The following is an 11,654-nucleotide window of genomic DNA, read 5'->3' as shown; positions in this document are numbered from 1 at the left end:
GTTGCTGCGGAAGCGCTCATTCCGGCTTGGCTCCTGAGAACTTGACGACCTTGGCCCAGCGCGGGATCTCGCTTTGCACGAACGCGGCGAACTGCTCGGGCGAGTTGCCGACCGCTACGGCACCCTCGGTGTCCAGCCGCTTGAGCATGTCGGGCTGCTGCAGCGCATGGCGCGCCGCGTCGCTGAGCTTGCGCGCCACGTCGGAGGGCAGGCGCGCCGGGCCGAACAGCCCGAACCACGCGCTCGACTCGTAGCCCGGCAAGGCCTCCGCGATGGCCGGGACGTCGGGGAACGCGGGCAGGCGCTTCGCGGTGGTCACGCCCAGCGCCTTGAGCTTGCCCGCCTGGATGTGTGCCTTGACGTTGCCTACCGCCGCGAACATCAGCTGCACCTGGCCGGCGAGCAGATCCTGCACGGCGGGCGCGGTGCCCTTGTAGGGGATGTTCACGATGTCCACGCCCGACTGCATCTTGAAGGCCTCGCCGGCCATGTGCAGCGAGGAGCCCACCGCGCCGATGGCGAAATTGAGCTGTCCGGGCCTGGCCTTGGCCAGCGCGATGAGCTCGCGCACGTCTTTCACCGGCAGGCTGGGACTGGCCACCAGGATGGACGGCGAGGTGGCCACGCAGGTGAGCGCGGTGAAGTCTTTCACCGGGTCGAAAGGCAGCGTGGGGTACAGCGTGGCATTGATGGCGTGGCTGGTGAAGCTCAGCAGCAGCGTATTGCCGTCGGGCGCGGCCTTGGCGACCGCGTCGGCGGCGATGTTGCCGCCCGCACCGGGCCTGTTCTCGACGATCACGGTGCGGCCCAGGGCGGGGCCCATGCTGACGGCCAGCGAGCGCGCGAGCGTGTCGGTCGAGCCGCCGGCGGGCGCACCGACGAGGATGCGCACGGGCGCGTTGCCGACCTGCGCATGGGCGCCGGCGGCAAAGGCCAGCGCGGCCAGTGCGGCCAGTGCGGGGGGCGCGATGAGGATGTCACGGCGTTTCATCGGGAGGTCTCCTTGTATTTCTTGAAGGGCTCGGTGGGCTCACAGGCCCAGGTACGCACGCCGCAGCTCGTCGCTGCGCATCAGCGCATCGGGCTTGCCGGAGAAGCGCACGCTGCCGTTCTCCAGCACGTAGGCGCGGTCGGCGATCTCCAGCGACTGGCCCACGTTCTGCTCGACCAGCAGCACCGCGAGGCCGCCGTCGCGCAACTCGCGAATGAGCGTGAACATTTCTTCCACCAGCAGCGGCGACAGGCCGAGCGAGGGTTCGTCGAGGATCAGCAGCACCGGCTCGGCCATGAGCCCGCGCGCGATGGCCAGCATCTGCTGCTCGCCCCCGCTCATGGTGCCGGCGTGCTGCGCCATGCGTTCGCGCAGGCGCGGGAAGATGTGGAACATCTTCTCGACGTTGGCCGCGCGGCGTGCGCGTGCGCGCGTGAAGGAGCCGAGCTCCAGGTTCTCCAGCACGCTGAGGTTGGGAAACACCTTGCGCCCTTCGGGCACCTGGATGAGGCCGGCCTTGACCACGTCGCGGTAGTGCGCACCGCTCAGGTCCTTGCCGTCGAAGCGCACGCTGCCGCTCCATGCGGGCACCAGCCCGCAGACCACCTTGTTCAGGGTCGACTTGCCCGCGCCGTTGCTGCCGAGCAGCGCGACCATCTCGCCGGCGTCGACCTGCAGGTCGACGCCGCGCAGCACCTCTACGCGGCCATAGCCGCCGCGCAGGCCCTGGATGTCGAGCAGCGCGCTCATGCGGATGCTCCCGCAGCGGCCTTGCGCAGCCGCGCCGCCGTGCCGTGGCCCAGGTACGCCTCGACGACCCGGTCGTCGGAAGTCACCTGCGCCGGGTTGCCCTCGGCGATGAGCCGGCCCTGCGCCAGCACCCATACGTGCTCGGCGAGGTTCATCACGGCCTGCATCACGTGTTCGATCATCAGCACGGTCACGCCGCTGTCGGCGATGCCGCGCACCACCGGCATCATCTCGGCGATCTCCTGCGGGTTGAGGCCTGCGAGCACTTCGTCGAGCAACAGCAGGCGGGGGCGCGTGGCAAGCGCGCGGGCGAGTTCCAGGCGCTTGCGGCCGGCCACGGTGAGGTCCGATGCGGCCTTGTCCAGCTGCGGCGCCAGGCCCACGCGCTGCGCGACCGCCTCGGCGTTGCGCAGTGCCTCGGCGCGGTTGCGCACGTGCAGGTGCGCGCCCACGGCGATGTTCTCGCGCACGGTCTGCGCGGCGAAGGGCTTCACGATCTGGAAGGTGCGCGTCATGCCGAGCACCGCATTGCTGTGCGGCTCGTGGCCGGTGATGTCCTGCCCGGCGAAGCGCACGCTGCCGGTGTCGGGCTTCAGGAAGCCGGACATCAGCGCGAACAGCGTGGTCTTGCCCGCGCCATTGGGACCGATCAGCGCCGTGAGGCTGCCCTGCGTGACGGCCAGGCTCACGTCCTGCACGGCCTTCAGGCCGCCGAAGGAGCGCGAGATGCCGTCGAGTTTCAACAAGGGCTCAGTCATTGCGCTCTCCCTTCGCCTTCCACAACTGCCGCACCGACAGGCCCAGCCCCGCCACGCCGCGCGGCAGGAAGATCACGATCAGCACGAGCACCGTGCCGTAGATGACCATGTTGATGCCCGGCAGCTCGCCGAACAGGTTGCGCGTGAGGTCCGACAGCAGATGCAGCACGGCCGCGCCCAGCACCGGCCCCCACAGCGTGCCCATGCCGCCCACGATGGCCGCGACCAGCGCCTCCACCGAGGTGACGGAGCCGTAGGCGATGCCCGCGTCGATGTACTGGAACACCTGCACGTAGAACGCGCCGGCCGCGCCCATGAAGGCGGCCGACAGGCCGATGGCCGCGAGCTTGACGCGAAACGGATTCACGCCCACGGCGCGCGCGGCGTCCTCGTTGTCGCGCACCGCCTGCAGGTAGGCCCCGAAGCGGCCGTTGCGCAGCCACCAGGTCACGAGCAGCGCCACGACCACCATTGCCTGCACCACCCACAGGTAGCCCGCGCGCGACGCGAACTGCATGTTGCCCACCGCTTCGCGCAGCGGCACCATGAGGCCGACGCCACCGCCGGTGAAGGGCACCGAAGTCGCGACGATGCGGAACACCTCGGCGAAGGCCAGCGTGACCAGCGCGAAGTAGGAGCCCTTCAGGCCATAGCGGAAGGTGAGCGCGCCGACGAAAAGGCCCACCACCGCGGCACCGGCCACCGCCAGCGGCAGCGCGACCCACGCGTTGATGCCACCCTGCAGCTGTGCGATGGCCTGGATGTAGGCGCCGGTGCCGAAGAACAGTGCGTGCCCGAAGGAGAACTGCCCGCCAAAACCGCCGAGGATGTTCCAGGCCTGCGCGATGAGCGTGGCGTAGAGCGCCATCATCACGAAGTTCAGCATGACGCCCGACTGGGTGACCAGAGGCACGCAGCCGACGACCACGGCAAAGAGCGCGATGGCTGCGAGCTGTCTGTATCCGGCGTTGATTCCCGCTTTCATGCCTTGGCTCCGAACATGCCCTGCGGGCGGAACAGCACCACGCCGATGAAGATGGCGAAGATGCCGATCTGCCCGAGCGACTCGCCCAGGTACAGGCCGCCGAGCGACTCGACCACGCCCACGAGGAAGCCGCCGATGAGCGCGCCCACGAAGCTGCCCATGCCGCCGAGCACGACGATGGTGAAGGCCACGAGCACGAAGCCGCTGCCGACCTGCGGGTTGACGTAGTACGCGGGCAGCAGGAAGCAAGCGGCCGCGCCGAGGCAGGCCAGGCCGATGCCGAAGCTCATTGCGTACACGTGGTCGACGTCGATGCCCATGAGCTTGGCGCCCTCTTTCTCCTTGGCGACGGCGCGAATGGCACGGCCCAGGTCGGTGCGGCCCATGATCCAGAACAGGATGCCCGAGACCACCAGTGCGCCGGCAAAGGCGACAAGCTTGGGCACCGCGATCATGGCGGGGCCGATGGCCACGGTGCTCAGCGAATAGGCGGTCTCGATGCTGCGGGTGTCGGACTTGAAGAACAGCAGCGCGAGGTTCTCCATGACGATGGCGATGCCCAACGTGGCGAGCAGGATGTTCTCGTCCTTGCCGTGGCCTGCCTTGTTGATGACGACGCGCTGCAGCGCGTAGCCCAGTGCGAACATGCCGACGATGGCGATGGGCAAGGCCATGTAGGGATCGATGCCCCAGCGCTCCTTCAGGAAGTACACGGTGTACAGCGCCAGCATCAGGCTTGCGCCATGGGCGAAGTTGATGATGTGCAACACGCCGTAGATGAGCGTGAGTCCCACGGCGATCAGGGCGTACACGGCGCCTGTCGTCAGTCCGTTGAGGACCGAGGGGAAAAGAATGTTGATGTCTGGCATGTGGCTGGCTGGTGCTTGGCTTCTTGTCTCTTCATGAAGGCCGCCCGCCATGCGGTGCCGGCCCCTCGGCTCAAGCCTTCAGCGGGAAGACGGGGTCCACTTCGCGGTAGTCGCGCGGGATGATCACCTTGATGTCGTTCTTCACCACCTGCGTCATCAGGGGCTGCGCGCCTTCGTTCTGTCCGTTGACGAACTTCGTGGGGCCGTACGGCATGATGTGATTCGAGAAGGTGCTCTTCTCCAGCGCGTCGATGATGGCGGCGCGCTCCGTCGACTTCGCGCGCTCGATGGCATCGGCCAGCAGCCACATCGAGGTGTAGGTCATGAAAACCTCGTAGCTGAAGAACTGGCCCTTGGCCTCCACGCGCTTGCGCAGTTCCTGCGAGCGCTTTTCCTTCGGATTGAACCAGTGGTTGCAGTCGATGATGCCGTTGGCCGCGTCCGGAAACTCCTTGACGAACTTGTAGCTCGACGCGGCGCCGCCCAGCACCGAGAAGATCGCCTTGGGCACTACCTTCTGCTGCTGCATGGTGCGCACCAGCAGTGCGTATTCGTTGTAGTAGTTGGCGGGGATCACGATGTCGGGGTTGACCGACTTCATGCGCAGCACGATGTTGTTGAAGTCGCGCGTGGGGTTGGCATGCTTGACCACCTCCTTCACCTCGAAGCCGTAGCCCGGGAGCTCGCGCGACAGCAGCTGCGCGGTGCCAGCGCCGAACAGCGACTCCTCGTGGATGATCATCACGCTCTTGGCGGGGCTGCCCGCGGCCTTGTTGAGCACCAGCAGGTTGGCCATGGCCACCTCGGTCGACTTCCTGTAGCCGGGACCGAAGCGGAAGGTGTTCTTCAGGCCGCGCTCGACGATCTGGTCGGCCACGCCCACATCCACCACATGCGGCAGGTTGTACTTGGCGGCGGCCTGCGTGGTGGCCAGGCAGATGGCCGAGGCGAAGGCGCCCACGATGGCCGAGACACCGGCTTCGTTCATCTTCTCGACCTCGGCCGCGCCGGCCTGCGGCTGCGACTGCGCATCGCCCAGCAGCGCCTCGAGCTTCGCGCCGCCGAGCGACTTGATGCCTCCCGCGGCGTTGATGTCCTCGATGGCCATGAGCGCACCCAGGCGGCACTGCTGGCCGGAATAGGCGAGCGCACCGGTGACCGGATGCAGCACACCGACCTTGACGGTCTTGGGCTGCGCGCCGGCCACGAGCGGGAAGGCGACGGCAGTGGCCAGGGCGGCGGACTGCGAAACGAAACTGCGGCGGTTCTGCATGGGGCTTTCCTTCTTCTTCAGTTGAACTGGGCTGACACGTCTTTGCTGACCCACACCTTCGCGTCGATGCTGCCCACGCGGGAGAGCTGCATCTCGTAGGTGTAGCGGTCGGGGCGATAGAGGCCGTGCAGCCACTGCACGGGCCGCTCGTCTTCGTCGTAGATCAGGCGGCGCACCGCGAGCAGCGCGGAGCCGACGGACACATCCAGGTGCTGTGCAAGCACGTTGTCCGCCAACCGCGCCGAAATGGTCTGGTGCGCGCGCCCCACCTTGACGCCGGACTCTTCCAGCAGCACGAGAATGGGCTTCTTCGACAGCTCGCGCCGGCCGAAGCGGCGTGCGATGGAGTCGGGCACATAGGTCGTGATGTGCGAGAGCGGCCCCTCCTTGGTGGAGCGCACGCGCACGGCCTTCTGAACCGGATCGCCGAGGTCTAGCTGCAGAGCCTGGGCGACCTGCGTGGACGCGGTGATGGTCGCCACCTCGATCACCTTGACGGAGGTATGAAGGCCCATGGTCACCAGGTTCTCGAGCAGGCCGCGCAGATTGGCACGCTCCATGCTCTTGCCCTCAGGCCCGTCGCCCGCGACGGGCGGCGCCAGTGCGCGCGTGCGGCGCCCCGGGTTGCGCGCGATCAGGCCCTCCGAGGCCAGCTGTTCCAGCGCGCGCCGGACCGTGACACGCGCGACATTGAACTGCGCCATCAGCGCAAGTTCGCCCGGCAGGCCTTCCGCGAAACGCCCCTCGTGCAACTGCTCACGCAGGACCAGATAGATCTGGTGGTATTTCGGCAAAGGCATTTGCGACATGCCTTTGATGTTTTTGCAGTTTCAATGTTCTGTCAATGGGACATTTAAAACGCCAACGCTTTCCGGACTAGTCGCACGGTCACCCTAAAGTTTTCCTATTTGTTACCGATATGTGAAACCGTGGGCGTTCAGCGTCCGGCAGGCGCAGTCCGCGTGGGCAAGGCGATGGCGGAGCGCTGACGCACATGCGACGCGACCGGCGAGGTCGATGCGCTTCGTTTCGGCCCCAGTCCCGGACGGATTGGCTCGGCGCCAGACACCGCGTAAGGGGCTCTCACAACCATCAGAGGAAAAGACAAGTGACTATTCGGACTTACTACAGGCCACTGGCTGCGGTGAGCGCTGCCGCGCTGCTGCTGCTTTCAGCATGTGGCGGTGGTAGCAATGGGGGAGGCTCGTTCTTCGCGGGCGTCGGTGCAAACGGGAACACCAGCAGCAGCGGCAACAGCGGCAATCCGCCTGCCAGCGGCGAGACCACAACCAACACCGACTCGACCGCCAAATTCACGATCGGCGGCACCATCTCGGGCTTGAGCGCCGAAGGGCTGGCACTTCAGAACAACGGTGCGGACTCGCTTTCAGTGGCCAGCGGTGCCACGAGCTTCAAGTTCTCAAGGGCACTGACGTCCGGCGCCTCGTACAGCGTTGGTGTCGCGAGCCATCCCTTCGGCGAAGTCTGTTTCGTCAACGGTCCGTCTGGTACCGCGATCGCGGACGTGGTGTCGATTGCGATCGTCTGCGGTGACTGGGTCGCGGTCTCGGCGAAAGTCGATGTGTTCTCGGGCGCCACGACGCCGGGCGTCGCGGACGGGGCCAGTTCCAGCGCACGCTTCAAGGGACCCTATGGGCTCGCCTTCGGTCCTGACGGAACCATGTACGTTGCGGACACCGCTAACAACACGATCCGCAGTATCACGCCCGCAGGCGTCGTTTCGACGCTCGCCGGCGATTCCAGCCTGCCAAGCGGGGGGCACGACGACGGAGCCGGAACGGCAGCAAGCTTCAAGGGACCCAGAGGTGCCGCCGTCGGTGCGGACGGCACTATCTATGTGGCCGACTATGAGAATCACATGATCCGCAAGATCACGCCCCAAGGTGCCGTGAGCGTCTTTGCGGGCAGTACGGCTGCGGGCAACGCCGATGGCTCGGGCACCAGCGCGCAATTCCAGTATCCATGGGGCATCGTGGTGGACGCCGGCGGCAATCTCTTTGTCGCGGACCAAGGCAATCATCTGATCCGCAAGATCACGCCCGCGGGTGTCGTTTCGACCTTCGCTGGCTCGGGCGCGCCGGGATTCGTGAATGCCAACGGGACGAGCGCGCAGTTCCACTACCCCACCGGACTGGCCATCGATGCCGCGGGCAACCTCTACGTGGGAGACCAGAACAACAACGTGATTCGCCAGATCACCCCCCTGGGGACAGTGTCGACATACGCCGGCAGTGGGGTGTCGGCTTCCATCGACGGCACAGGCTCGTCGGCGGCGTTCAATCTCCCGATCAGCGTCGCGATAGATGCCGGCGGCAACGTCTACGTGACGGAGTTGCTCAGCAACAGCATCCGCAAGATCTCGCCGGCGCAGAAGGTGACGACGCTGGCCGGTGGCAGCTCTCTGGGCGCATACGTGGACGGTCCCGGTAACGACGCGCGCTTCAGCGACCCGATGGGTGTTGCCGTCGATCGCAACGGCGATGTGTTCGTTGCGGATCGCTCGAACAACATGATCCGCAGGATCACGCGCACCCACTGACCCTGTCCTTCCCACGAAGCCGACGGGCGCATCCTGTATGCGGAAGCGCCTGGCGGCTGGTGCGCAAGAAGATCGTCGAGCGTCCTGGCCATTCGCTTGGCGCCTTGGCAGCCGTCAGCAGCATGCGGAGAGTGCATGAGCCGCGAACTCGCCAGCAAATGCGACCCCGACGGTCCTGATCCGCAGAGCCACGACCGAACCAAGGCGCTACTTGAAATCGTCCGCCAGGATGTCGAACTTGCGCAGCTTGTCGTGCAGCGTCTGCCGCGCGATGGCCAGCGCGGCGGCCGTGGCGGGCTGGTCGCCCTTGTGCTTGCGCAGCGCCTCGACGATCACCGCGCGCTCGAAAGCCTCGACTTGCTGCGGCAGCGCACGCGGCAACGCCGGCAGGCCGTCGCCGGTGGCGCGCGTCTGCGTGAGGCGCTCGCCGAGCAGGCCCAGCACGAAGCGGTCCGCCACGTTGCGCAGTTCGCGTACGTTGCCTGGCCATGCATAGGCCATCAGGTCGGCCAACTGCGCGTTGGTCAGCGCTGGCGCCGGGCGCTCGTAACGGTTCGCGGCCAGCAGCGTGAAGTGCTCGAACAGCAGCGGAATATCTTCGCGCCTCTCGCGCAGCGGCGGCAGTTCGATGAAGGCCACGCCGAGCCGGTAGTACAGGTCGGCCCGGAACTTCTGGCGGTCGCTCATTTCCTTCAGGTCCTCCTTGCTCGCGGCCACCACGCGGCAGTCGAAGGGAATGGCCTTGTTGGAGCCGATGCGCTCGATGCTGCGCTCCTGCAGCGCGCGAAGCAGCTTGATCTGCACCGGCATCGGCATGCTCTCGATCTCGTCGAGGAACAGCGTGCCGCCGTTGGCGTATTCGAACTTGCCCACCCGCGCGCGGTTGGCGCTGGTGAAGGCGCCGGCTTCGTGGCCGAACAGCTCGCTCTCGGCCAGTGCCTCCGGCAGGCCGCCGCAGTTGAGGGGTACGAAATGCTGGCGGCGGCGCTCGCTGTGCGCATGCAGGCATTGGGCGACGAGTTCCTTGCCGGTGCCGGTTTCGCCGTAGACCAGCACGTCGGCCGAGGTCTCGGCCAGCGTCATCACGGTGCGGCGCACGTGCTGCATCTGGGCCGAGCGGCCGAGCAGCACCGACTGGATGCCGTTCCAGTTGTCCAGCGCGTCGCGCAGCTTGCGCACCTGCAGCGTGAGCTCGCGTCGTTCGATGGCGTGGCGCACGATGGCCACCAGTCGCTCGGAGCTGAAGGGTTTCTCGATGAAGTCGTAGGCACCCTCTCGCATCGCCTGCACAGCCATCGCGATGTGTCCGTGCCCCGTGACCAGGATGACCGGAAGCTCTGCGTCGGCCGTGTGCAGTTCGTTCAGCCATTCGGTGCCGCTCATGCCCGGCAGGCGCACGTCGCTGATCACGATCGCCGGAACGCCGAAACTGATGTGCGCCCGGGCGCGCTCGACACTGGCGAAGGCTTCGACCTCGAAGCCCGCCAGGGCCAGCACCTGGGCCGTGCTCAGGCGGACGTCTTCGTCGTCCTCCACCAGCAGCACACGGATGGCAGGGTTGTCGCTCACTTGGGCATCACTCCTGTGCATTGGAATCAAGGGAATTGGAAGGAAAGGAACCGGGCGGGTTGTGGATCACGGCAATGGCAGCAGGCAAGTCGACCACGAAGCAGGCACCGCCCTGCGGCAGGTTGGCTGCGCGCAGCGTGCCGTCCATCGCGCGCACCAATTGTGCCGAGATCACGAGGCCCAGGCCCAGACCGGCACCCGCCGGCTTGCTGGTGACAAAAGGTTCGAACAGCCGCGGCAGGATGTCGGGATGGATGCCGGTGCCGGTATCGCTCACACGAAGGATCACACGGCCCTCCTCCAGCCGCGCTGCGAGCCTGAGTGTGCGCACGGGCGCCTCCTGCATGGCGTCGACGGCATTGCGCATCAGGTTGGCCAGCACGCTGCCCAGCGCCGCCTCCTCGGCCATGACGCTCAGCGTGGCGGGCTGCACATCGACCTCGATGCCGATGCGGTGCTTCCTCTCGGCCTCGGCCACCATCGCCTGCGCATCGGCGATGGCCTGCGACAACGGCAGCGGCACCAATGGCAGGTCGCTGCGGTGCGCGAATGTCTTCAGCTGCGAGGTCAGGCGAGCGAGCCGGTCGACCATGCCGCAGATGCGCTGCAGGTTGCCGCGCACGTCGTCTAACCGGTTCCTGTCGAGCAGGATGCCGGCGCTCTCGGAGAGAGTGCGCATGGCCGTGAGTGGCTGGTTGAGTTCGTGCGCCACGCCGACCGACATCTGACCCAACGCGGCCAACTTGCCCGCATGCACCAGTTCGCCCTGGGCCGCGCGCAGCTGCGCGGTGCGAGCCACCACGGTCGATTCGAGCGTGTCATGCGCCGCCTGCAGCGCCGCCTGGTTGGCGAGCTTCTGGTGCACCGCGCGTCGGCGCTGCAAGAGCGCGACGGCCACCAGCAGCAGCACCGCCATGGCCAGGCTCGCGGTGATGGCCGTGTTGCGCGCCGCCACCCGCACCGGCGCCAGATTGTCGAGCACCATCAGTTGCCAGGGGGCATCACGCAGAGGCCTGGCCGAGGCGAGCTGATCGGTACCGTCCAGCGCGATCACCTGGACGTTGCGGTCCAGCGCCTGCTTCTGCGTCCACTGCAGTGGCTGCAACGTGGCGTTGCCGTAGGGACGCGAGCGCAAGACCTCGGCGCGTTGCAGGGCGTCGAGCGGCAGCAGTGGACGGAATTTGAGGTCTTCGCGCGTGGAGAGGATCACCACGCCGCGCTGGTCGATCAGCGCCACGTCGCCCGGCAGCTTGCGCCAGGCGCGCTCGGCCTCCTCGAGGTTGACCTTGACGGCCACCACACCACGCGTGGGCTGGCCACGCCGAAGCGCGTAGGACAGATAGTAGCCTGGCCGGTTGCTGGTGATGCCCACGCCATAGAAGCGGCCTCGCCCCTGGCTCAGCGCGTCGATCACGTAGGGGCGGAACGACAGGTCCTGTCCCAGGGTGGTACCGGGCCTGTTCCAGTCGGACGCCGCCTGCGAGATGCCGGAGCGGTCTAGCACGTAGAGCATCTCCGCGCCCGCGGTGGCGTTGACGCCGTCGAGGTAGCGGTTGACCGCGTCGCGCAGGTGTGTGTCTGACGGCGTTTCGAGCAGCGCGGGCACGATCGGGGTCATCTCCAGCAGCGCAGGCAGGTACTCGAAGCGGGCCAGGTCGGCGTCCAGGCCCGTCGCGAGCATGTCGAGGCGATGGTCCGCGGCTTCGCGCAGCCGCGCCAGGCCGGCCTGCATGGCGAACTGGTGGCCTGCGAAGGCGGCCATTGCCACCAGCGCCAGCGCGCCGCACCAGCGCGCCAGGCCGCGCCATCGTCTGGAATCGTCAAAAGGCAAATCGAAGCGCCGGGCCGGCTCCCTTGAAGTCAAGGAAGCGTTATTGCACAAGGCCGTGGGGCGCGCAT

The 11,654-nt window shown here is 67.0% G+C and carries 10 protein-coding genes; 1 reads left to right on the top strand and 9 read right to left on the bottom strand.

Going from position 1 to position 11,654, the window contains the following annotated elements; genetic code table 11:
- Positions 1–16: 16 nt before the first annotated feature.
- The 7 genes from AC1RVW_RS16090 to AC1RVW_RS16060 all read right to left on the bottom strand — a co-directional run bounded on the left by AC1RVW_RS16090 (position 17) and on the right by AC1RVW_RS16060 (position 6,426).
- Positions 17–991, bottom strand: a complete 975-nt coding sequence (locus tag AC1RVW_RS16090) for a tripartite tricarboxylate transporter substrate binding protein (protein ID WP_493201052.1) — start codon at positions 989–991, stop codon at positions 17–19.
- A gap of 39 nt (positions 992–1,030) precedes the next feature.
- A complete protein-coding gene (locus AC1RVW_RS16085) occupies positions 1,031–1,741 on the bottom strand; it encodes an ABC transporter ATP-binding protein (protein WP_106937771.1) in 711 nt (236 codons plus the stop codon).
- Positions 1,738–2,499: an ABC transporter ATP-binding protein gene (locus tag AC1RVW_RS16080; RefSeq protein WP_493201051.1), complete on the bottom strand. Its 762-nt coding sequence runs from the start codon at positions 2,497–2,499 to the stop codon at positions 1,738–1,740. The genes AC1RVW_RS16085 and AC1RVW_RS16080 overlap by 4 nt, the downstream gene beginning before the upstream one ends.
- Complete coding sequence (locus tag AC1RVW_RS16075) at positions 2,492–3,484, bottom strand: branched-chain amino acid ABC transporter permease (RefSeq protein WP_493201049.1); 993 nt, start codon at positions 3,482–3,484, stop codon at positions 2,492–2,494. The genes AC1RVW_RS16080 and AC1RVW_RS16075 overlap by 8 nt, the downstream gene beginning before the upstream one ends.
- Positions 3,481–4,353, bottom strand: a complete 873-nt coding sequence (locus tag AC1RVW_RS16070; protein ID WP_493201048.1) for a branched-chain amino acid ABC transporter permease — start codon at positions 4,351–4,353, stop codon at positions 3,481–3,483. The genes AC1RVW_RS16075 and AC1RVW_RS16070 overlap by 4 nt, the downstream gene beginning before the upstream one ends.
- Before the next feature lie 70 nt (positions 4,354–4,423).
- Positions 4,424–5,626 (bottom strand): ABC transporter substrate-binding protein, encoded by a 1,203-nt coding sequence (locus tag AC1RVW_RS16065; RefSeq protein WP_493201047.1) that lies wholly within the window; start codon positions 5,624–5,626, stop codon positions 4,424–4,426.
- Between the two features lie 17 nt (positions 5,627–5,643).
- A complete protein-coding gene (locus AC1RVW_RS16060) occupies positions 5,644–6,426 on the bottom strand; it encodes a GntR family transcriptional regulator (RefSeq protein ID WP_106938481.1) in 783 nt (260 codons plus the stop codon).
- 308 nt (positions 6,427–6,734) lie between these two features.
- Between AC1RVW_RS16060 and AC1RVW_RS16055 the strand changes: the two genes are divergently transcribed.
- Complete coding sequence (locus AC1RVW_RS16055) at positions 6,735–8,186, top strand: NHL repeat-containing protein (RefSeq protein ID WP_493201044.1); 1,452 nt, start codon at positions 6,735–6,737, stop codon at positions 8,184–8,186.
- 207 nt (positions 8,187–8,393) lie between these two features.
- On the opposite strand, the gene AC1RVW_RS16050 is transcribed toward AC1RVW_RS16055, so the two are convergent.
- On the bottom strand, positions 8,394–9,776 hold the full coding sequence (locus tag AC1RVW_RS16050) for a sigma-54-dependent transcriptional regulator (RefSeq protein WP_493201042.1): 1,383 nt from the start codon (positions 9,774–9,776) through the stop codon (positions 8,394–8,396).
- On the bottom strand, positions 9,763–11,619 hold the full coding sequence (locus tag AC1RVW_RS16045) for a sensor histidine kinase (protein WP_493201040.1): 1,857 nt from the start codon (positions 11,617–11,619) through the stop codon (positions 9,763–9,765). The genes AC1RVW_RS16050 and AC1RVW_RS16045 overlap by 14 nt, the downstream gene beginning before the upstream one ends.
- Positions 11,620–11,654 lie beyond the last annotated feature (35 nt).

The sequence above is a fragment of the Variovorax sp. MPBD4-3 genome (assembly GCF_058809745.1).
Note: the sequence above shows the minus strand (reverse complement) of the source record. Positions and strands in the feature narration are given on the sequence as shown.

Excerpts from the sequence above, each read along its gene's own strand:
- AC1RVW_RS16070 (WP_493201048.1), bottom strand. The coding sequence starts at position 4,353 with ATGCCAGACATCAACATTCTTTTCCCCTCGGTCCTCAACGGACTGACG.
- AC1RVW_RS16060 (WP_106938481.1), bottom strand. The coding sequence starts at position 6,426 with ATGCCTTTGCCGAAATACCACCAGATCTATCTGGTCCTGCGTGAGCAG.
- AC1RVW_RS16080 (WP_493201051.1), bottom strand. The coding sequence starts at position 2,499 with ATGACTGAGCCCTTGTTGAAACTCGACGGCATCTCGCGCTCCTTCGGC.
- AC1RVW_RS16050 (WP_493201042.1), bottom strand. The coding sequence starts at position 9,776 with ATGCACAGGAGTGATGCCCAAGTGAGCGACAACCCTGCCATCCGTGTG.
- AC1RVW_RS16075 (WP_493201049.1), bottom strand. The coding sequence starts at position 3,484 with ATGAAAGCGGGAATCAACGCCGGATACAGACAGCTCGCAGCCATCGCG.
- AC1RVW_RS16065 (WP_493201047.1), bottom strand. The coding sequence starts at position 5,626 with ATGCAGAACCGCCGCAGTTTCGTTTCGCAGTCCGCCGCCCTGGCCACT.
- AC1RVW_RS16090 (WP_493201052.1), bottom strand. The coding sequence starts at position 991 with ATGAAACGCCGTGACATCCTCATCGCGCCCCCCGCACTGGCCGCACTG.
- AC1RVW_RS16085 (WP_106937771.1), bottom strand. The coding sequence starts at position 1,741 with ATGAGCGCGCTGCTCGACATCCAGGGCCTGCGCGGCGGCTATGGCCGC.